Source organism: Lelliottia nimipressuralis, assembly GCF_041464075.1.
GTDB lineage: Bacteria > Pseudomonadota > Gammaproteobacteria > Enterobacterales > Enterobacteriaceae > Enterobacter > Enterobacter nimipressuralis.
The window spans coordinates 3484865-3503815 of sequence record NZ_CP167172.1 but is presented as its reverse complement, the minus strand read 5'-3'; the positions used below and the strand labels follow the sequence as shown (position 1 = coordinate 3503815).

The 18951-nt window shown below is 51.1% G+C and carries 25 protein-coding genes; 23 read left to right on the top strand and 2 right to left on the bottom strand.

Annotated features, from left to right (window positions below; all coding sequences use genetic code 11):
- Positions 1-57 precede the first annotated feature (57 nt).
- The 12 genes from ACB496_RS16840 (at position 58) to ACB496_RS16785 (ending at position 10098) form a co-directional block, all read left to right on the top strand.
- Positions 58-264, top strand: coding sequence for a DUF2732 family protein (locus tag ACB496_RS16840; RefSeq protein ID WP_371975253.1), 207 nt, complete (start codon positions 58-60; stop codon positions 262-264).
- Complete coding sequence (locus tag ACB496_RS16835; protein WP_174340961.1) at positions 264-491, top strand: TraR/DksA family transcriptional regulator; 228 nt, start codon at positions 264-266, stop codon at positions 489-491. The genes ACB496_RS16840 and ACB496_RS16835 overlap by 1 nt, the downstream gene beginning before the upstream one ends.
- A 32-nt stretch (positions 492-523) precedes the next feature.
- Complete coding sequence (locus ACB496_RS16830; protein WP_371975252.1) at positions 524-1534, top strand: phosphoadenosine phosphosulfate reductase family protein; 1011 nt, start codon at positions 524-526, stop codon at positions 1532-1534.
- Between the two features lie 5 nt (positions 1535-1539).
- Complete coding sequence (locus ACB496_RS16825; protein ID WP_371975251.1) at positions 1540-3951, top strand: replication endonuclease; 2412 nt, start codon at positions 1540-1542, stop codon at positions 3949-3951.
- Positions 3952-4106: 155 nt separating this feature from the next.
- Positions 4107-4295: a hypothetical protein gene (locus ACB496_RS16820; RefSeq protein ID WP_063849403.1), complete on the top strand. Its 189-nt coding sequence runs from the start codon at positions 4107-4109 to the stop codon at positions 4293-4295.
- A gap of 9 nt (positions 4296-4304) precedes the next feature.
- A complete protein-coding gene (locus tag ACB496_RS16815; RefSeq protein ID WP_126344995.1) occupies positions 4305-4538 on the top strand; it encodes a DinI-like family protein in 234 nt (77 codons plus the stop codon).
- 293 nt (positions 4539-4831) lie between these two features.
- Positions 4832-5266: a MarR family winged helix-turn-helix transcriptional regulator gene (locus tag ACB496_RS16810; RefSeq protein WP_174592426.1), complete on the top strand. Its 435-nt coding sequence runs from the start codon at positions 4832-4834 to the stop codon at positions 5264-5266.
- A gap of 30 nt (positions 5267-5296) precedes the next feature.
- Positions 5297-6031, top strand: coding sequence for an NADPH-dependent F420 reductase (locus ACB496_RS16805; RefSeq protein ID WP_049137951.1), 735 nt, complete (start codon positions 5297-5299; stop codon positions 6029-6031).
- 17 nt (positions 6032-6048) lie between these two features.
- Complete coding sequence (locus ACB496_RS16800; protein ID WP_131634506.1) at positions 6049-6813, top strand: NADPH-dependent F420 reductase; 765 nt, start codon at positions 6049-6051, stop codon at positions 6811-6813.
- Positions 6814-7228: 415 nt separating this feature from the next.
- Positions 7229-8293, top strand: coding sequence for a hypothetical protein (locus tag ACB496_RS16795; protein WP_044704120.1), 1065 nt, complete (start codon positions 7229-7231; stop codon positions 8291-8293).
- Between the two features lies 1 nt (position 8294).
- Positions 8295-9419 carry a hypothetical protein gene (locus ACB496_RS16790; RefSeq protein WP_044704121.1) on the top strand — a complete coding sequence of 375 codons (1125 nt, stop codon included), beginning with the start codon at positions 8295-8297 and terminating at the stop codon, positions 9417-9419.
- The gene (locus ACB496_RS16785; protein ID WP_044704123.1) at positions 9397-10098 is read left to right on the top strand and encodes a hypothetical protein; all 702 of its coding nucleotides are present in this window, start codon (positions 9397-9399) and stop codon (positions 10096-10098) included. The genes ACB496_RS16790 and ACB496_RS16785 overlap by 23 nt, the downstream gene beginning before the upstream one ends.
- A gap of 311 nt (positions 10099-10409) precedes the next feature.
- Here the strand turns inward: ACB496_RS16785 and ACB496_RS16780 are convergent, their stop codons facing one another.
- Together ACB496_RS16780 and ACB496_RS16775 are read right to left on the bottom strand one after the other, a co-directional pair.
- Positions 10410-11459 carry a phage portal protein gene (locus ACB496_RS16780; protein WP_371973100.1) on the bottom strand — a complete coding sequence of 350 codons (1050 nt, stop codon included), beginning with the start codon at positions 11457-11459 and terminating at the stop codon, positions 10410-10412.
- Positions 11459-13222: a terminase ATPase subunit family protein gene (locus tag ACB496_RS16775; RefSeq protein WP_017382378.1), complete on the bottom strand. Its 1764-nt coding sequence runs from the start codon at positions 13220-13222 to the stop codon at positions 11459-11461. Before ACB496_RS16775 ends, ACB496_RS16780 begins: the two co-directional genes overlap by 1 nt.
- A 149-nt stretch (positions 13223-13371) precedes the next feature.
- Between ACB496_RS16775 and ACB496_RS16770 the strand changes: the two genes are divergently transcribed.
- The 11 genes from ACB496_RS16770 (at position 13372) to ACB496_RS16720 (ending at position 18895) form a co-directional block, all read left to right on the top strand.
- Entirely contained in the window at positions 13372-14199 is an 828-nt protein-coding gene (locus ACB496_RS16770; protein WP_371973099.1) for a GPO family capsid scaffolding protein, read from the top strand.
- Between the two features lie 15 nt (positions 14200-14214).
- A complete protein-coding gene (locus tag ACB496_RS16765; protein WP_371973098.1) occupies positions 14215-15363 on the top strand; it encodes a phage major capsid protein, P2 family in 1149 nt (382 codons plus the stop codon).
- Between the two features lie 3 nt (positions 15364-15366).
- Complete coding sequence (gene gpM / locus ACB496_RS16760; RefSeq protein WP_006777754.1) at positions 15367-16020, top strand: phage terminase small subunit; 654 nt, start codon at positions 15367-15369, stop codon at positions 16018-16020.
- Between the two features lie 98 nt (positions 16021-16118).
- Positions 16119-16586, top strand: coding sequence for a head completion/stabilization protein (locus ACB496_RS16755; protein WP_347481872.1), 468 nt, complete (start codon positions 16119-16121; stop codon positions 16584-16586).
- A complete protein-coding gene (locus ACB496_RS16750) occupies positions 16586-16789 on the top strand; it encodes a tail protein X (protein ID WP_000868184.1) in 204 nt (67 codons plus the stop codon). The genes ACB496_RS16755 and ACB496_RS16750 overlap by 1 nt, the downstream gene beginning before the upstream one ends.
- Positions 16790-16792: 3 nt before the next feature.
- Positions 16793-17008 carry a hypothetical protein gene (locus tag ACB496_RS16745; protein ID WP_014884902.1) on the top strand — a complete coding sequence of 72 codons (216 nt, stop codon included), beginning with the start codon at positions 16793-16795 and terminating at the stop codon, positions 17006-17008.
- Positions 16989-17504 (top strand): lysozyme, encoded by a 516-nt coding sequence (locus ACB496_RS16740; protein WP_004206870.1) that lies wholly within the window; start codon positions 16989-16991, stop codon positions 17502-17504. The genes ACB496_RS16745 and ACB496_RS16740 overlap by 20 nt, the downstream gene beginning before the upstream one ends.
- Positions 17501-17929, top strand: a complete 429-nt coding sequence (lysB, locus tag ACB496_RS16735) for an Rz-like lysis system protein LysB (RefSeq protein WP_371973097.1) — start codon at positions 17501-17503, stop codon at positions 17927-17929. The genes ACB496_RS16740 and lysB overlap by 4 nt, the downstream gene beginning before the upstream one ends.
- Positions 17814-18062, top strand: a complete 249-nt coding sequence (lysC, locus tag ACB496_RS16730; protein ID WP_371975250.1) for an Rz1-like lysis system protein LysC — start codon at positions 17814-17816, stop codon at positions 18060-18062. The genes lysB and lysC overlap by 116 nt, the downstream gene beginning before the upstream one ends.
- Entirely contained in the window at positions 18025-18456 is a 432-nt protein-coding gene (locus tag ACB496_RS16725; protein ID WP_371973096.1) for a phage tail protein, read from the top strand. Before lysC ends, ACB496_RS16725 begins: the two co-directional genes overlap by 38 nt.
- Entirely contained in the window at positions 18449-18895 is a 447-nt protein-coding gene (locus tag ACB496_RS16720) for a phage virion morphogenesis protein (protein WP_014884897.1), read from the top strand. The genes ACB496_RS16725 and ACB496_RS16720 overlap by 8 nt, the downstream gene beginning before the upstream one ends.
- The last annotated feature ends 56 nt before the right edge of the window (positions 18896-18951 follow it).

The window sequence follows — 18951 nt, the reverse complement described above, 5'->3', positions numbered from 1 at the left end:
CGGGCATTCTTTTGCCCAAATTCAGGAGAGAGAACAATGCAGAAAGAATTACGAAAAATGTTTGTAGCCGAAACCGATTCGCTTATGGCGGTGATCGATATTGCCAAGCGTGAGGAGCGCAAAGGCCGCGCGCTCGCAGTTTCAATCCGCCTTGAGGCGCTGGCAACCCACATCACCAACAAAGGGTTAAACGGTGTTGAAGCAGCTGAACTACTGCGCAGCGAAGCAACCCGCTACGAAAACGAATCTCAGGAGCTCCACTAATGGCTGACTCTATGGACCTCGTACAACAGCGCGTTGAAGAAGAACGCCAGCGCCACATCCACACTGCCCGCAATAGAGCCCCGGGCGTTTCACGTGTGCTCTGCATCGAATGCGATGCACCGATCCCTTCAGCGCGCCGTCGTGCCATTCCGGGGGCGCAGTGCTGCGTCACCTGTCAGGAAATCGCAGAGCTTAAAGGCAAACACTACAACGGTGGTGCTGTATGAATATCAAACATCACCCTTTGAGTGGTGCGCGTATGAATTCTATCGATCCGCGCTGCTTTGCTTCCAGCACCATCAATACCATCAGTATTTCAGGCGGAAAGGATAGCCTTGCCCAGTGGCTTCGGGCCATTGAAAACGATGTTCCTCATATTTCTGTCTTCGCTGATACGGGCCATGAGCACCCCCAGACGATGGAATATCTGGACTATCTCGAATTAAAGCTGGGCAAGGTTATCCGTGTTAAAGCTGCTTTCACACGCCAAATCGAAGGCAAACGGAAATTCATTGCAGAGAAATGGCCTGTTTCTCTGGTTCAGGAATGCGGCATGTCTCCGGATGAAGCGGCAGAACGTGTACACCGTGCCCTGGAAATACTGAAACCCACTGGCATCCCTTTTCTGGATTTGTGCATGTGGAAAGGCCGGTTCCCCTCAACAAAAGCCCGTTTCTGCACCTTTGACCTCAAGCATGAACCTGTCAGGACTCAGGTTATCGTTCCTGCCCTGGAAGAGTATGACGAGGTTATCAGCTGGCAGGGGGTCAGGGCGCAGGAATCACCTGCACGCGCATTGCTGCCGGACTGGGAGGAAGATGCAGACGATACGCCGGGCCTGCATGTCTATCGTCCGATCCTTAACTGGCTGCATGAGGATGTTTTTGCCATTGCAAAGCGTCATGGCATCAAGCCTAACCCGTTATATCTGCAGGGCTGCAGTCGTGTCGGTTGTATGCCCTGCATCCACGCCCGTAAATCTGAACTTGCTGAAATTTTCCAGCGCTGGCCAGAAGAGGTTCGCCGGGTTGCAGAGTGGGAAAGAATGGTTGCGGACTGTTCGCGCCGCGGTAATTCGACTTTCTTTCCCTCCACACATGATCCCCGCAGGGCTGAAAAGCGTATTGAGGTCATCACTGTTGATGCTTACGGCATTGAAACCTATCGCGACTGGGCTCTGACGACACGAGGCGGCGCGCAGTTTGATTTACTGGCGAGTGCAAATGACAGCGCGGTTTGCAGCAGCGTTTACGCAGGAGTTTGCGAGTGACGGATATCAGCTCAGGCCGTCCCGTCGCGCCTCTTGTATCAGAAGTCCCCGGTAGTGGAGGTAAAGCTGCCGGGGCGTATCCCTGGACCGCGCCTAAAAAGGCAATTAACCCCTATCTGGAACCGGCGGAAGTAGCGCCGGAGTCTGCGCTTTCAAACCTGATTTCTCTCTATGCTGCAGATAACGAGCAGGAGCAGCTGCGTCGCGAGGCCCTGAGTAATGAGGTCTGGGAACGCTATTTCTACAATGAATCCCGTGATCCTGTTCAGCGAGAAATGGAGCAGGACCAGCTGATAAGCCGCGCCAAAATGGCCCGCGAACAGCAGAAATTTAATCGCGATCTGGTCATCGTTGCAGATGTGAGCACCCAGCCAGCGCATATCAGTAAGCCGCTGCTTGAGCGGATTAAATATTTCGAGGGCCTGGGCAAACCGAAGGCATATTCCCGCTATCTGCGTGAAACCATCAGGCCGTGCCTTGAACGCCTGGAGCGCGTGCGTACCAGCCAGATTTCTGCTTCATTCCGTTTTATGGCGAGCCATGACGGGCTGGAGGGCTTACTGGTCCTACCCGAAATGAACCAGGAGCAGGTTAAGCGGTTATCTACCCTGGTGGCGGCGCACATGAGCATGTGTCTGGATGCTGCCTGCGGTGAACTGTTTACGGATGAAGACGTTACGCCGGAAGAGATCCGCCGGTCATGGGAAGGGGTGGCCGCTGAGGCCATGCGCCTCGATGTTATCCCGCCTGCTTTCGAGCAACTGCGCCGTAAAAAGCACCGCCGTAACCCGGTCCCCTACGAGCTTATTCCGGGCTCGCTTGCCCGTATGCTTTGCGCGGACTGGTGGTATCGCAAGCTGTGGCAGATGCGCTGTGAATGGCGGGAGGAGCAGTTGCGCGCCGTCTGCCTGGTCAACAAAAAGGCCTCCCCATATGTCAGCTATGAGGCCGTGATCCACAAACGCGAACAGCGCCGCAAATCCCTGGAGTTTTTCCGCTCGCATGAGCTGGTTAACGCCGAAGGTGACACGCTGGATCTGGAGGAAGTGGTAAACGCTAGCAGCAGCAATCCGGCGCACCGGCGCAACGAAATGATGGCCTGCGTTAAGGGGTTGGAGCTGATCGCGGAAATGCGTGGTGAATGCGCCGTGTTCTATACCATCACCTGCCCGTCACGCTTTCACGCAACGCTTAACAACGGCAGGCCAAACCCGAAATGGACCAGTGCCACGGTCCGGCAGAGCAGTGATTACCTGGTGAATATGTTCGCCGCCTTCCGTAAGGCGATGCACAAAGCCGGGCTGCGCTGGTATGGCGTCCGCGTTGCTGAACCACACCATGACGGCACCGTGCACTGGCACCTGCTGTGCTTCATGCGCAAAAAAGACCACAAAGCCATCACCGCGCTGCTGCGTAAATTCGCCATTCGTGAGGATCGGGAGGAGCTGGGCGCAAATACCGGGCCGCGATTCAAGTCTGAGCTTATCAACCCGCGCAAGGGCACCCCGACCAGCTATATCGCTAAATACATCAGTAAAAACATCGACGGGCGCGGGCTGGCGCAGGAAATCAGTAAAGAAACGGGCAGATCACTGCGCGATAACGCTGAGAACGTAAACGCTTGGGCTTCGCTGCACCGTGTCCAGCAATTTCGCTTCTTTGGTATCCCTGGCCGCCAGGCGTACCGCGAGCTGCGCCTTCTGGCCGGACAGGCTGCCAGGGTGCAGGGTGACAAGAAGGCTGGCGCGCCGGTACTGGAAAACCCGCGTCTGGATGCTGTGCTGGCCGCAGCTGATGCTGGCTGTTTTGCCACCTACATCATGAAGCAGGGCGGCGTTCTTGTTTCCCGCAAGCATCACCTGGTCAGAACTGCCTATGAGCTGAACGACGAGCCGAGCGCCTACGGCGATCACGGTGTTCGTATTTATGGCATCTGGTCCCCGATCATTGAGGGTCGGATCTGCACTCATGCAGTGAAGTGGAAAATGGTTCGTAAAGCCGTTGACCTTCAGGAGGCGAGAGCCGACCAGGGCGCTTGCGCCCCTTGGACTCGTGGCAATAACTGTCCCCCTGTTGAAAATTTGAACCAGACAGGGGGTGAAGTACCGGATATTACTTACATGGAGGAAAAGGCGCTGCAGGATTACCTGCATGGAATGGGAAAAAAGGAGAGGCGGGAGTTGGTTGCCCGGCTCAGGCTGGTAAAACCGAAGCGAAGAAAGGCTTACAAGCAGGATATTTCTGAGCAGCAGCGCCTGCAACTGGAGTATGAGCTGCATTCCAGAGGCTTCAATGGCAGCGAGTATGAGGTGAATTTACTCCTACGCGGCGGCAGCCTTCCGTCTGGGGGAGGGCTGCGCATCTTTTACCAGAACGGGCGGCTGCGTGAGGATGACAAATGGCGTCAGTATTACTGACACATCGGAATTTTTTTCTGTTTTTGACTCATATCAGGTCTTTCTTATTGAAGGCCAAAAAGCGTTTTACATTTAGAAATTGGTACTATACTGTATATATAAACAGTGTATATACATACAGTTAGATTGTGTAGGTGGCCGTAAAAGGAGGGAAAATGCAGGATTATCTTTTGGAGTCATTGAAACTTCAGCGCATTGATTTTTTCTTAAAACTGGTGGCGGCAAGCGATTGCAGCGACGAAGAAAAGCGGTTGGCAATTCAGTGGGTTTCTGAGCTGACTGACGAGCTGATGGCAAAAATACGTAACCATGAGTACAGCCGCACAATGGACGCTACCAGTTAGGGGGAATCTATGCGCATAGAAATAATGATCGATAAAGAGCAGAAAATTAGTCAGGCGCTGTTAGAAGCACTTGAATCCGAGCTTTACCGATATTTGCGCCCCCTCTACCCAAAAACAGCTATCCGAATCCGCAAGGGCAGCGCCAACGGTATTGAACTTAGCGGGATAAGACAGGCTGAAGATAAAGAACGTGTAATGGAAATTCTGCAGCAGGTCTGGGAAGACGACAGCTGGTTACACTGAAACGTTGCCCCCGAAAGAATTCATTCTGATGGGGGTAAGGTTGAACAACGAGTGAAACGAGGCGTTAGGGGCGACGGCCACTTGAAAATGGTCGTCCGCTTTGTGCCAGAAGCGGACCTGTTTGAATAGCCTGGAACGATAGTACCCGTCAGTCTGGAGACTTCTCAGCCTGCTTTGTTGTCATTGTCATACCGCACGAATTACTCATTCATCACTCTTTAACTGATTAAAAGTTTGTTATATGGTTTTATCTAGTGCACTATATAATCATCTACAAGATAACGGATTGGCATATGAGCATGCAGTCACGACAGGAAATAGGGACACAACTTTCGTTTGCCCTCTATGGTGCGGCGAGCCGCATGAACCGGTTACATAAGCCGTTGCTGGACCCGCTGGGGCTAACCTTTCCCCAGTATCTGGTCATGCTGGAGTTGTTTAACGGAACCCCACGCACCGTGGGTGATATCGGGAATAAGCTCGGCATGGATACCGGCACCATTACCCCCCTTCTCAAACGGCTTGAGGCTGCCGGACGCATAGTTCGCATGCGGGATCGCGCTGACGAAAGGCGAGTCCTCATTACTCTTACGGATGACGGGCTCGCTTTGCAAAGCGAGCTGTGGCACGTAACCGAAAAAATCAAATCAGCCTGTCAGTTATCGGATGCGAAGCTCGAGGAGTTACGAGATACCCTCAATAACTTTGCCCATCCCGCTGATAACTGATCATCCTCCACTCAGACAAAAGGTACTGGTATGAAAATAGGCATTATTGGCGCTGGAAACATTGGTGCGACTCTGGCACATAAGCTCTCTGTGCAGGGCCATGAGGTCAAACTGGCTAACTCAAGGGGACCGGAAACAATTGCAGAGATTGCGCGAAGAGCTGGGGCACTGGCGGTTGAGCGTCAGGAAGCCGTACGAGATGTGGATGTCATCATCCTCTCTACGCCCTTTGATAAGCATGCTGAACTGGCTGAACTCTTGCGTGATGTTCCGGAGAGCGTGATCGTCATTGATACGTCTAACTACTATCCCTTCCGCGACGGGGACATTGAAGAGATCCGTGAAGGCAAACCTGAAAGCGTGTACGCCAGTGAAATAGTCAAACGCCCTCTTGTCAAAGCCTGGAACGCTGTTCTGGCCGAGACGCTTAAAGATAAAGGGCTGGTTGCCGGTTCACCCTCACGTATCGCTATTCCGGTTGCCGGCGACAGTACGGTAGCAAAATCTGTTGCACTTGAACTGGTCAGTCAGACCGGTTTCGATGCAGTTGATGCCGGTACGCTTAGCGAATCATGGCGGCAACAGCCCGGCACGCCAGCCTACTGTACTGAGCTAAAAACCGGAGAGCTTGAAGCAGCCCTTAAGGCAGCGGATAAAACTCGCGCTCCACTAAACAGAGATGCGTTGATCAAGGAGTTTATGTCTGCAGGCGAACAACTCACTCATGATGCCATCGTTAAACGTAACCGTGCAGTAACGGCCTGAGCCAAAAAGGGGATGTTATGATTAATTATGAAAAGTACCGGATTGCTGTTCTGGGAACCGGCCATATCGGTAAAACGCTTGCTCGCAGTCTCGCCTCTGCCGGTCACTCCGTTAAGGTTGCAAATTCACGTGGGCCTGAAACGATAGCCCCCGACGTGCTTGAAACGGGCGCTGAAGCAGCCGATGCAGCCAGTGCAGTACAGGATGCACAGGTTGTCATCCTGTCCATACCTATGGCAAAGGTTGCGGATATCGCGCCTCTGATCCGGACATTACCCAGTCATGTTATCGTTGCTGACACGTCGAACTATTACCCACATCGCGACGGAATCATCGATGGGTTCTCAGATGGTCAGGTCGAAAGCGCGTGGGTAGCGCATCTCCTGAACCGTCCACTGGTGAAGGCCTGGAATGCAATAGGTTCAGATTCTCTCGCTACAAAAGGTAAAGCAGAGGGTACAGCAGGACGTATTTCAATTCCGGTGGCAGGGAATATCGTAGAGCACAAAAAATTGATTATGCGTCTTGTCAGTGATACGGGGTTTGACGCCTTCGATGCAGGTACAGTTGAGGAGTCATGGCGTCAACAACCGGGTGCACCTTGCTACTGTACTGACCTCACATTTGATGAAATGATGTCAGCGATCGCCGCAACGGAAAAAACACGGCTGCCTGCGCGTCGGGATATTGCTGTTCAGGCAATTCAGGAGCGAATGGGCGATAAGCAATCCAATCCGACTGCAGATTATATTGTTCGATTACACCGGGCTCTTTTTATGTAATCCGTAAGCCATATTTCATTTATCGATGTATGAGCGAAAATGCAAACATCTGCTCTTCGCTCATAGCAGACCTTAAACCTTTTCAATTCATCTGCGTTTTAAAACCGTGATTTAGATGAGCGCATCCACTTCTCTCGTCAGTGCATGACTATGCCGCATGAGATCGCATGATCGTTTGAGGATCGTTTTGATGCAGGCCCGCCAGTTCTGGCGGGCTTTTGCTTATGTCATGCACCTGCATGAAAACCGCTCCATAAAGCGGGCAGGCGTGGCGGGGCTACGAGCGCGCGCTTGATGTCATATTTCACCACTAAGCATAATGGCATAATGCACCTACATTCTTGCAAAGCAATAATGATTTACTTATCTTGTCCATAGGATTTTGCCGAGAAAGGTTAAGTTAAGGAGATGTGTTGTGGCTGAGAACGGACCGATAGAAGAGTTAGCAAAGATAGTATCGTCGAAGATTTTCGAGCGCTTTAAATGGAGCATATCAGGGCCGTGTGATCAGGACTTTGGATGTATTGACGAAGAAAACCATAAACCACTCGATAAAAAGCAGGCTCATACACACCCTGTCGATGTGGTTTTTAGCTATAAAGACCCTTATTTAAATAAAACTATTTTATTGAATACTGACTTAAAAAGTTACTCTAAGGGTTCTATCAATCCTGACATGATAGAAAAAGCGCTCACATCGCTTGGATATACAATTTCCTGTGCTCAATATAGTCCAGAGTGGCGAGATAAATATAATATATGCGTTGGGGATAGTGAGGTTAGAGGGCTATTGTTTGTTTATAACCATGACAATGATTTTGATCATGACTTTTATGATTTCTTCGATCCTCCTAAACCTGCGGGAAGAAAAAGAAAGCCGAAAGCAGTTAAATTAGATAATATAAAGGTTTCTGATGGGCAACAAATCCATATAATTGAGCCTAAGTCGATTAGCTATATGTTATCTATAATCGCAGACATGAATGAATTAATCAGAGATAATCAATTTCCGAGAGAGGAGTATGGTTTTTATTACCCTCAACTTACGTATCATAAGGTAATTGTTACCGATGATTATTTACCTGCAACGATAGAATCTTTGACTGCTCCATTTTTAATTATTAAACATGATGCAGTTTACTCGTATGACCGCGAGCTACAGAAAGAAGTTGAAGTTTATCCCGCTGGGTATGTTGTGTATTATAATCGTCCGGGCTCCACGGATATGGAATTTTATTACCTCTTTGATCTTTTAACTAACTACCAGATTCTGAATGGAAAGAACAACATAAGAATACGTATCGCGACAAAGGATCGGAACGATTCAATAAGATCGCATTTCAAGCGAGCACTTCAGAAATATGCATTTGATTGGAATTATGATGATAGTGCAAAGGAAAAGTTGCTTTCTATGGATATATATTTAGTTCCTACAGTTAAAGAGTTTTATAGTACTGAATCAACATCATGGGATTATTAATATGAGCAATATTTATAGTGTGACGGATAAGGTTTTATGTGATGCTCTTAACCAGTCACAAGTAACTCAAAATGAGATGAGAGAGCTTTTTCTTTCAAGAGGTATAATCATTTCAAAAAACACTGATAGAAAATTATTAGCTAAAAACTTCTCAAAGTTTACTCATGATTACTATGATCATCAAAAAATAGCAGAGATATTAGGAAGTGAGCCTCGGAGGGAACGTTCTACTTCGAGACTAGTTTCTAATATGCCTGAAAAAACAATTTTACTAAAAGCGGCGGATTCGCTGAAAAAAGAACTATCAGACCAAAAAGACCTGTGCCATGTAGTTGCTGATAAAAGTGGTATAATAAATATACATATAACTTATATGTCAACCAATTTTTCAAAAAGTGATTTCAAACAAGTCGTTAAAAAACAAGCTGTCATTGAAGTCGAACCAACAGATGCTGGATATGTGATTCGTCGCCCAGATAATGAGCAAACTGAGGTTTATGAGAGTCAGTTACTTGCTATCGTTGAAAGATTATCAAAGGAAAGAGCAATCGAGGAAGGGAAACCAATTTCGGACGCTACTCTAGATATCCAAGAAATAAGTCTAGAGAATATTGATTCTCCTCAGTCCAGAACTGATTTCTTTACGAAATTAATAAACGGGCTTGAGGGCTATGAGCTTGATGATGTAACAGATGCTTACGTTTATCACCCAAAACCAGAAGAGATTGAAGAGGAAAGCGGCGAAATTGATTTAGGAGTACATGTTAGTAAGGCATCGTTGAAAGGGGAAGGAGTACTCAAATCTGAAGAAATCAACTCACTTTATGAACGTGGTTTTTATATATGTAAAATCAAATGGCGGGTTAAGGAGAAAGGTGCTGATCCAAATATTTTTGAGTTTGAAGCGCAGTTTAATGATGCTCAAAACTTCAAAGGATTTTCATATATAGCAAAAGGTATTAAAAAATACAAAGGGGGCGGTGAGTATAATAAGTCAACGGTTCAATTGAAAGATGGTCAGAAGTTATTTTTTAGTCGTATGATTGAAAAGGCAGCCCGTTCCATTATAATTGAATTAAATAAACAGGCTCAGGGGAAGAAAGATGGAAAATCTGATCAGAGTTAAATGGAATAGATTGAAATCTAATCTTACGTTAAGTGAGATTGCTTTTTATATAAAGAGTAACAAGTACTCTGAAGAGCTTGGCTATGGTTATTCTGATTTTGAACTTTCGTCTGAAGCACTATCAGCTACGTATACTGAAGCTAAATTGAATAAACAGACCTCAGTAGATCCGTTGGGTAACGAAAATGAACAAGAGTTCATTACTTATGAGTCAATTCAGTTCTCTATATCAAAGCTCATAGGTAGGCTATATTTATTATCAGTTTACAATCCTCCAAAATCAATAAAGTCCTTGACAGAGCGGCTTAGTGCGGATTCTGGTTATAAAATAGGGTTTGGTATCGTTGATATTAAACTGTCTGAGTATTTGGGTTCGCTGCGTGAAAGATATGATTTAGACCTTATTAGCATCAAGAAGGTTAAGGTTAGCAATTTGATAGTTAATGATAACTCTAAGGCAACTGTAGAGGTTACATCTAAGAAAAATGCATTTGATGATGTGAAGGATATTATTGGGGATAAAGCATATACTCTTGATAAGGTTAGGGCTGCAGGATATGTTTTAGGGCATCGTTGTGAATTTGAGATATCAAAGAACGGTTCTGTCTGTGCTAACGAGGGTATGGTTAAATATTTAACTGAGACAATAGTTTCTCATATTCTGGAACGGGAAATTTAATAGTTGGCGGTATTCATACCGCCGCCTCTATTTTTTCATAAAAATCAAAGAGTTAGTTCGTATCATTCAAAACGCATAATTTTTTCTCCCTAACCAATCATTGTGCCCCGCGAGTTGTTTTTGTAGAGGCATCAGCTCGTTACGTACAAAAACATAATGGAAGAACTACTTCAGGCGGCCCCACATATGATGCAGGAATGCAAGGTTGAAGGTAATGTGCTGCAAGGCAGACTCGAAGAGAAGCAGAAAGCTGCTTAATTCCAAAGTGCGTTTTGCATCAAGCCCGGGCAAGCCGAGCTTTTTTAAGCCTGCTAATCAGCCTCCAGAGCGTACGGACTGAATCTGATCACATCATTACCCAACCATTCGTTGATCTCTTCGAGGCGCTTTTGGAGGGGGATGAGTTCATTTCGTACAAAAACACGTGCTGCTTTTTCAACATCGCCGAACCCGCCGGTATTCGTTGGAAGAATCCCCATCAGCTGCGGCGGTACGCGGTGAGCTGCCAGCATGTCATCACGGCTCACGTTTTTGATGTTAAGAAACTCATCTTTCGCTGCGACTTCTGACAGCGGGATGATCTGGATACCGTCTTTCTTACCGTTCGGGCTGTACATAAACAGGTTGCGGAAGTTGCCTGGTCCTTTCGATTTTTTAAGTGCTTCGCGTATGTTGTCCACGTCTTTCTGATCGGCGGCGGGGTCGCTCATGTACATGATAAAACCAGCATGGCTACCGTTGAGGTAATACTTACGGCGAAACAGTGTGGCCGATTCATTCAGCAGTGCGGAAGGAATGGCAGAGAGGTATTCCGGCATTCCGTATAGCTCCTGGTTAACATCAGGTTCCATCAGATGGAACACGCTTCCCTCATCGAACTGATATGGCTGTGAGTTGTGACCATACTGTGCAAACCAGTAGGTGTCCTGGTCAATGCCGCGGCGGGTGTATTTCGCAAGCGAAGCGTGCAGCTCCATGATCTGGCCTAACCGGTTCAAGCGTTTTTCAAGATACGCGTTACCAAATACCAGAAAGTCCTGGGCGAACCGGGAAAAGGCTTGTTTAGACAGCCAGCGGTGAGGGATGTAGGTACTGGTAAGAATATTGCGTTTTACCTGAATGGCGCTGGAGTGATGTACGGCGGCGCGGTAAGTTCGCGCCAGGCCATCCATGCTGATCGGTGGTTCGTACCAGCGGTCCACCTGCACGCACTCCAGGTAATCAAATAACTCCCGGCGGTCCATCACGGGGATCGGATCGCCAAACGTAAACGCCTCCGCATGTGCATTACTGACCATGTTGGCCGTATCGGCGGCGGTCTTGCCGCGCGGTGCCTTGCTGCGGTTTTTGCGGTTAGCCATTAAAAAATCTCCACGATGTTGCTGGTACTGGCGGAAGCTCCTGCCAGTGGTTCGTTATAAAGTGCGTGCATGGTTGCCCAGGCTAAATCCGCGTGGCTGGCTTCCTCTGTGCGGGCTGCTTCGTAGGTTGGCCGGTTGCCGCTGGCGGTGGTTGAACGGCGAATGGACATAAAGGACTGCGCGATATCCAGCATCCCCGCGTCAAACTCCAGACGGCGCCCGCTGATGATGTCGTAGGCTTTAAGCACCAGGGCATTTTTAACGGTCGGGTTGTAGACAAACTCACGCGCGGCAGGGAAGAACTGCTTAACCGTTTTGTAAACGCCATCGCCAACGCCGGTCGAGTCAATGCCGATGTAGGTCACGTTGTAGCGTCTGGTGATTTCCTCAATCGCTGAGGCCTGGGCGCGAAAGTCCATCCCGCGCCACTGGTGACGCTCAAGGATGCGGAATTTACCGCCGGGGACGACGGGAGGCGCAATGACCACGCAACCGGCGCTGTCACCGTTCTGCGTTCCTTTTGCCGGGTCATAGCCGATCCAGACAGGGTGGTATGCAAACGGACGCAGTAAAAGCGGTTCGAAATCGTCCCATACGTCCCAGCTGTCAACCATGCAGGACTGCAGCAACGCCAGCGGGAACACGGACGCCAGGTCGTCAACAAACTGACACATCAGCAGGTTGTTGTATTCGTCCGGGCTGTACTCCAGGCGCAGCTGGTCCAGGTCGAAAAGGTTACACCCGCCGTTTACGGCATCTTCAATGGTGACTATCTGGCGGTACTGGCCGTCAGGGCATAAAACGCCGTGCGCCAGGCTACTGTGAGAAAGGTCAAATTCTACCCTGTCGGCTTTCGGGCGCCCTTTATTGAACAGGGCGCCAGACCAGAACGGGTAGGCGCTGTGCGTCAGGCTGGAAGGGGTAGAGAAGTAGGTCTGGCGCCATTTTTTGTGCAGCGCCATACCGGAGGCCACCTTGCGCAGCTCCTGGAATTTCGGTATCCAGAAATACTCATCAAGATACAGATTGCCGTGATAGCTCTGCGCGGTACGGGCATTTGTACCGAGGAAGTAAAGACACGCGCCGTTAGGCAGCACCATCGGATCGCCTTTCAGTTCAACGTCCACCTCTTTTGCGAAGTCGATGATGTACTGTTTAAAAACGTGCGCCTGCGCTTTACTCGCTGACAGAAAGATTTGATTTCGCCCCGTGGTGAGCGCGTCTATCAACGCTTCACGGGCGAAATAGTAGGTTGCACCGATCTGGCGTGACTTTAAGAGGTTGCGAATACGGTGCTTGATGCCAGCGTCCCACCAGTGGCGCTGGTACTCGAACATACCGGCGCGGAAAATCTCTTCCAGCTTTTCGATCTGCTCGTCGGTAAACAGGTTTTTTTCCGGCGGCTTGCGCGGACCTTTATTGCGGTTCGCCACGTTCGGATTCAGGTCTGCTTCATTCCCGCCATTGTTAAATTTGCCGATTCTGGCCTGTCGTTCGGACTGACGCGCCAGCAAGTCAATTTCTTTAAAGTCCTTTCCTTCCTTCTGCTCCTTCATGACGAGCTGGCAGTAACGTGCGGCGGTGGTGAGCTGCATCTGATCCAGTGGGCCATATTCGCCCCACTTATCGCGTTTTTTCCAGCTGTGAACGGTTGCAACTTTTTCGCCCAGCATTTCAGCAATGCGGGCTACGCGGTATCCCTGAAAGTACATCAGCATTGCCTGACGACGGGGATCGAGGTCTGCGGGGGTCAGTGTTGTCATGGCACAAACATACGGCCTCAAATCAGCACTTTCCCCGGCTTCGCATTGTGTGGGAGTTCGCACAAGCCCAACGCGTTGTTTACACGCGCCCATCACCGCAAACATAAGGCTCTGAACGTGTTACGAACTAACTAACCGGAGCCGGACCGATGGCAAAAAAATCTAAGCGTTTTCGCATTGGGGTCGAAGGGGCCACCACTGACGGGCGCGTTATTGAGCGTGAATGGCTCACCCAGATGGCAGCGAGCTATAACCCGCAGGTATACACCGCGCTGATCAATATGGAACACATCAAGGGCTTCACCCCTGATGGGCCTTTCCGTCGTTTTGGCATGGTGGAAAAGCTGGAAGCGGAAGAAATCACCGAAGGGGCATTGTCCGGGAAAATGGCGCTGTATGGCTGGATTGCCCCGACTGACGATCTGGTCACGATGACAAGCAACTGGCAGAAGCTTTTCACCTCAATGGAAGTTAACACCAGTTTTGCCGATACCGGCTCCGCTTATCTGGTTGGCCTGGCGATTACTGACGATCCGGCAAGCCTCGGCACTGAAATGCTGCAGTTCAGCGCCAGCGCAGAACATAACCCCCTGGCGCGCCGCAAGCTGGACAAAGACAACCTGTTTACCGCTGCTGTTGAAACACTGATCGAGTTTGAGGACGTGCCGGAAAAAACCAGCCTGTTTACCCGCGTAAAAGAGCTGCTGTCCCGCAAAGGCGCCGATGATAACGCCCGCTTTGCTGATGTGAATCAGGCTGTTGAAACCATCGCGCGTGAGCATCAGACCCTGGCGGAGCAGGTCAGCACCCATCAAACCGATTTCAGCAACAAGCTGAGCGATTTGCAAAAGGTTGTTGATGAGACAACCAACGCACTCTCCACCCTGCGTGAGCAGCTTTCCACTCAGGACAGCCGCAGCGAGCGCCGCCCTAATGCGACCGGTAATAACGGCGCAGAACAAACCACCGATTGCTGACGGAGCAAAAGCACAATGAAAAAAGAGACTCGCTTTAAATTTAACGGCTATCTGACGCAGCTCGCCAAACTCAACGGCGTATCTGTGAGCGATATCGCCTCGAAATATACGGCTGAGCCGTCAGTGGCGCAGACGCTGGAAACCAAAATACAGGAGTCTTCCTCGTTCCTGCAGAAAATCAACATTGTCCCGGTTGATGAGCAGTCCGGCGAGCGTCTGGGGCTGGGTATTGGTTCCAGTATTGCCGGAAATACTGATACCACCCAGAAAGACCGTGAACCCGTTGATCCGACTTACATCGACGGTGAAGGTTACAAGTGCACCCAGACTAACTCTGATACGGCGTTGCCTTATGCGAAGCTGGATTTATGGGCTAAATTCCAGGACTTTCAGACGCGCATCCGTGACGCCATCATTACCCGCCAGGCACTTGACCGCATCATGATCGGCTTCAACGGTGTGAAGCGTGAGAAAACGTCAGACCGCAAGACCTATCCGCTGCTGCAGGATGTGAATATCGGCTGGCTGGAAAAAATCCGCCAGGAGAAGCCCGTTCAGGTTATGGACAAAATCGTGTCCGAAGGCGAGGTGATTTCTCAGACTATCCGTGTCGGCAAAGGCGGCGATTTCCAGAATCTGGACGCGCTGGTTATGGGCGCCGTCAATGAGAAAATTGCGCCGTGGTATCAGGAAGACACGGAGCTGGTTGTTATCGTCGGGCGCCAGTTACTTGCGGATAAATATTTCCCGATCGTCAACCGTGACCAGCCAAACAGCGAAGCGCTGGCGGCAGATCTCATCATCAGCCAGAAGCGTATCGGCAACCTCCCGGCCGTTCGCGCGCCTTTCTTCCCGGCGAATGCCATGCTGATCACCCGTCTGGATAACCTGTCTATTTACTGGCAGGCCGGTACTCGTCGTCGTTCAGTTATCGACAATCCGAAGCGTGACCGCGTGGAGAACTACGAATCCGTTAACGAGGCGTATGTTGTTGAAGATTACGACGGCGCTTGCTTGGTTGAGAACATCGAGTTGTTACCAGAGCAGGCAGACGGCAATCCGGGCGCGGCGCTTACTGCTGAAAATATTCAGACCATCGTTGCTGCAGCAGTGCAGGGCGCGCTTGATGCTCAGAATGCGGGCGGCACTGGCGACGGGGCGTGATAAATGAATCCGTTCCGTGCTCACACTCAGTATGTACAGGCACAGGATGCCGCCCGGCAGGGCGGCAGTAATGCCAGCCTGACGGGCTACAACCAGATGCTGTTACAGCTGACAGAACACCGCAGGCGCCTTAAAACCGTCCAGTCAAATGAGCGCAAGGCTCAGCTCAAACGTGAGTTTCTTCCCGCTTATGCCTCATGGATTGCCGGTTTACTGGATGCTGACGCGTCAGGTCAGGACGACGTGGCGATGTACGTCATGATCTGGCGGATTGATGCCGGAGACTATACCGGCGCGCTGGACATTGCCCGCCATGCCATTAAACACGGCTGGGTCCTGCCGCAGCGATTCAACCGGACCTGCGGGACCGCTGTTGCGGAAGAGTTTGCCGATGCGGCAATGCGCGCTTTTTCTGCCGGTGAATCATTCAGTGCCGCCATTCTTACCCAGGTGCTCGATATCGTTGAAGGTCAGGATATGCCGGATCAGTCCCGCGCCCGACTTCATAAGGCGATGGGCTACGCGCTGCGGGATAACGATCAGGCAGTGGCGGCACTTAACCATCTGAAGCGTGCCCTGCAGCTGGATAACAGTTCTGGCGTCAAAACCGAAATCAACAAGCTTGAAAGCCGATTGCGACAGGCAATGTCGGCTTAACGAATCGTGCCAACGCGCGGGGCGGCACGGGGTGGCGACAGGCTTTATGCCGCGTCAAAACCCCGTCCACCGCCCAACTATTTGGGAGTGCCAGAAATATGCAATTCGTTTCGCCGGAACAGGCCGGGGAAAGTACTCAGGACGTTATTAAAAACACCAGTTTCTGGCCTGATGTCAGGGTTTCAGAGTTCCGCCGTGATATGCGCATGGATGGGAGTGTCACCGATCCGCGCCTGCGTCTGGCGTTGCTGACAGCGATTGCTGAAGTTAACGCCGATCTTTATGAGTTCCGCGAGAAACAATGGGCGCAGGGGTATGCGAGCCTGGCCGACGTCCCTGCAGATGTGATCGACGGCGAAAGCCAGCGGCTCATGCTGTATCGCCGTGCGGTGTTTTGCTGGGCAAAAGCAAACCTGGTTGAGCGCTATCGCGATTTTGACGCAACCGGCGACGGAAGCAAGAAAGCTGAAGATATCGAAACAACCTTAGGCGAGCTGTGGCGCGATGTGCGCTGGGCGGAGTCCCGCCTGCGCGATATGCCGCATATGACGGTGGAGCTGATTTGATGAAAGTGCGTGCGCATCAGTATGACACGGTGGACGCACTCTGCTGGCGCCATTACGGGCGCACGCAGGGAGTCACTGAACAGGTGCTGCAGGCGAATCCGGGGCTGGCTGAATATGGCCCCTTTTTACCGCACGGGCTGCAGGTGGAGCTGCCGGATATCACGGCGTCAACCACTGCGCAGACTGTCCAGTTATGGGACTGAACTATGACGCTTGAACGAATCAGCGCCTTTATCACTTACTGCGTTGCCCTGCTTCTGGCATGGCTCGGCGATTTGTCTCTTAAAGATGTATCGACCATTACCGGTCTTGCGCTGGGGATTATTACTGCAGCGGTGACCTGTTATTTACGCTGGAAAGCCTACCAGCTGCTGCGGGACGGCAGAATATCCAGGGGGGAATATGAGTCCTTCAATCGTTAAGCGTTGCCTGGTTGGCGCGGTGCTGGCGATTGCCGCCACGCTGCCGGGCTTTCAGTCGCTTCATACTTCCGTCGAGGGGCTGAAACTGATTGCTGATTTCGAAGGGTGCCGCCTGCAGCCGTACCAGTGCAGCGCCGGGGTCTGGACTGACGGGATCGGCAATACGTCCGGGGTAGTGCCGGGCAAAACCATAACGGAGCGACAGGCCGCGCAGGGGCTGATTAATAACGTGTTGCTGACGGAAAAAAGGATTGAAGCCTGCCTGCAGGTTAAGCCACCTCAGCATGTTTACGATGCCCTGATCAGTATCGGCTTTAATGTCGGAACGGGGGCAATCTGCCGATCAACAATGGTTTCTTACATCAATCGCCAGCAATGGTGGCAGGCGTGCAACCAGCTCCCTCGCTGGATTTATGTAAATGGTCAAAGGAGTAAAGGGCTGGAAAACAGGCGCGCCCGTGAGCTTGCCTGGTGTCTTAAAGGGGCAGGGGCATGACGCGCGCGCTGGCGGTGATCCTGGCTCTGGTGCTGGCACTGCTGGGCTGGCAGTCATGGCGGCTTAATAATGCCGGTCACACCATCGGGACGCAGGCTGATGCGCTTAAAAATAACAAGCAGGAGCTGGCGAAGAAAAACAGCCAGCTCATCAGCCTGTCCATTCTTACTGAAACCAACAGCCGGGCGCAGATGCAACTTTATGCTGCAGCGGAGGAGACTTCCGCGCTGTTGCGGAGCCGCCAGCGCCGGATCGAGGAGCTAAAACGTGAAAACGAGGATTTACGCCGCTGGGCTGACACTCCTTTGCCTGCTGACATTATCCGGCTGCGGGAGCGCCCGGCCCTCGCCGGAGGTGCAGCTTACCGTGAGTGGTTGTCCAAAAGTGACGCAATGCCGCCTGGACAGGTCAGCGCCGCGCAGTAATGGGGATTTGAACCAGGTGCTGGATGAGACTGAGGCCGCCTGGGCAGTATGTGCCGACAAAGTGGACACGATCATAGCGTGTCAGGAGCGAGACAGTGAACAAGCCGCAGTCCTTACGCAATGCCCTGAATAAATCGGTGGCGTATGTCCGTGACAACCCGGACAAACTGCACCTTTTTGTTGATAACGGTTCGCTGGTCGCAACCGGTGCCCGTTCAATGTCTTGGGAATATCGCTACACCCTGAACGTGGTGATTGAAGACTTTAGCGGCAACCAGAATTTAGTGATGGCGCCCGTATTGCTCTGGTTAATGACCAATCAACCGGACGCTATCAACAACCCGGAGCTGCGCGAAAAACTTTTTACCTTTGACGTCGATATCCTGAGCAACGACCTGTGTGATATCAGCCTCAATCTGCAGCTCACTGAGCGCGTGATTGTCAGCACAGACGGCACCGTATCGAGCGTTGAAGCGGTGCCGGAACCCGACGTACTAGAAGAAATGTGGACGGTGAAACGTGGATGACCTGCAGAGGGTGGATGACTGGCTGGCGGCCCTGCTGGCGAATCTGGAACCGGCAGCCCGCAACCGTATGATGCGACAACTGGCGCAGGAGCTGCGCCGGTCGCAACAGCAAAATATCAGGCTGCAGCGCAATCCAGACGGCACCACCTTTGAGCCGCGCCGGGTGACGGCCAGAAGTAAAAAGGGGCGCATCAAGCGCCAGATGTTCGCCAAATTGCGCACCACTAAATACCTGAAAACCGCAGCCACTGCGGACTCTGCCAGCGTGCAGTTTGATGGGAAAGTCCAGCGCATCGCCCGTGTTCACCATTATGGTCTGCGTGATCGAGTCAGACGCAACGGCCCGGAGGCCCGGTACCCGGCACGCCGTCTTTTGGGCGTGAATGATGAGGTGGAAACCATCACCCGTGACACGCTTTTGCGCTGGCTGTCGGAGTGAAATTTGTGTCACGGACGGCACAAAAACCAACGCTGCCTCCCTTTTCCCTTTGATGG

Excerpts from the sequence above, each read along its gene's own strand:
- ACB496_RS16775 (WP_017382378.1), bottom strand. The coding sequence starts at position 13,222 with ATGACAACACTGACCCCCGCAGACCTCGATCCCCGTCGTCAGGCAATG.
- ACB496_RS16770 (WP_371973099.1), top strand. The coding sequence starts at position 13,372 with ATGGCAAAAAAATCTAAGCGTTTTCGCATTGGGGTCGAAGGGGCCACC.
- ACB496_RS16755 (WP_347481872.1), top strand. The coding sequence starts at position 16,119 with ATGCAATTCGTTTCGCCGGAACAGGCCGGGGAAAGTACTCAGGACGTT.
- lysB (WP_371973097.1), top strand. The coding sequence starts at position 17,501 with ATGACGCGCGCGCTGGCGGTGATCCTGGCTCTGGTGCTGGCACTGCTG.
- ACB496_RS16840 (WP_371975253.1), top strand. The coding sequence starts at position 58 with ATGTTTGTAGCCGAAACCGATTCGCTTATGGCGGTGATCGATATTGCC.
- ACB496_RS16740 (WP_004206870.1), top strand. The coding sequence starts at position 16,989 with ATGAGTCCTTCAATCGTTAAGCGTTGCCTGGTTGGCGCGGTGCTGGCG.
- ACB496_RS16780 (WP_371973100.1), bottom strand. The coding sequence starts at position 11,459 with ATGGCTAACCGCAAAAACCGCAGCAAGGCACCGCGCGGCAAGACCGCC.
- ACB496_RS16815 (WP_126344995.1), top strand. The coding sequence starts at position 4,305 with ATGCGCATAGAAATAATGATCGATAAAGAGCAGAAAATTAGTCAGGCG.
- ACB496_RS16785 (WP_044704123.1), top strand. The coding sequence starts at position 9,397 with ATGGAAAATCTGATCAGAGTTAAATGGAATAGATTGAAATCTAATCTT.
- ACB496_RS16830 (WP_371975252.1), top strand. The coding sequence starts at position 524 with ATGAATTCTATCGATCCGCGCTGCTTTGCTTCCAGCACCATCAATACC.
- ACB496_RS16800 (WP_131634506.1), top strand. The coding sequence starts at position 6,049 with ATGATTAATTATGAAAAGTACCGGATTGCTGTTCTGGGAACCGGCCAT.
- gpM (WP_006777754.1), top strand. The coding sequence starts at position 15,367 with ATGAATCCGTTCCGTGCTCACACTCAGTATGTACAGGCACAGGATGCC.
- ACB496_RS16835 (WP_174340961.1), top strand. The coding sequence starts at position 264 with ATGGCTGACTCTATGGACCTCGTACAACAGCGCGTTGAAGAAGAACGC.
- ACB496_RS16745 (WP_014884902.1), top strand. The coding sequence starts at position 16,793 with ATGACGCTTGAACGAATCAGCGCCTTTATCACTTACTGCGTTGCCCTG.
- ACB496_RS16765 (WP_371973098.1), top strand. The coding sequence starts at position 14,215 with ATGAAAAAAGAGACTCGCTTTAAATTTAACGGCTATCTGACGCAGCTC.
- ACB496_RS16820 (WP_063849403.1), top strand. The coding sequence starts at position 4,107 with ATGCAGGATTATCTTTTGGAGTCATTGAAACTTCAGCGCATTGATTTT.
- ACB496_RS16750 (WP_000868184.1), top strand. The coding sequence starts at position 16,586 with ATGAAAGTGCGTGCGCATCAGTATGACACGGTGGACGCACTCTGCTGG.
- ACB496_RS16810 (WP_174592426.1), top strand. The coding sequence starts at position 4,832 with ATGAGCATGCAGTCACGACAGGAAATAGGGACACAACTTTCGTTTGCC.
- ACB496_RS16805 (WP_049137951.1), top strand. The coding sequence starts at position 5,297 with ATGAAAATAGGCATTATTGGCGCTGGAAACATTGGTGCGACTCTGGCA.
- ACB496_RS16790 (WP_044704121.1), top strand. The coding sequence starts at position 8,295 with ATGAGCAATATTTATAGTGTGACGGATAAGGTTTTATGTGATGCTCTT.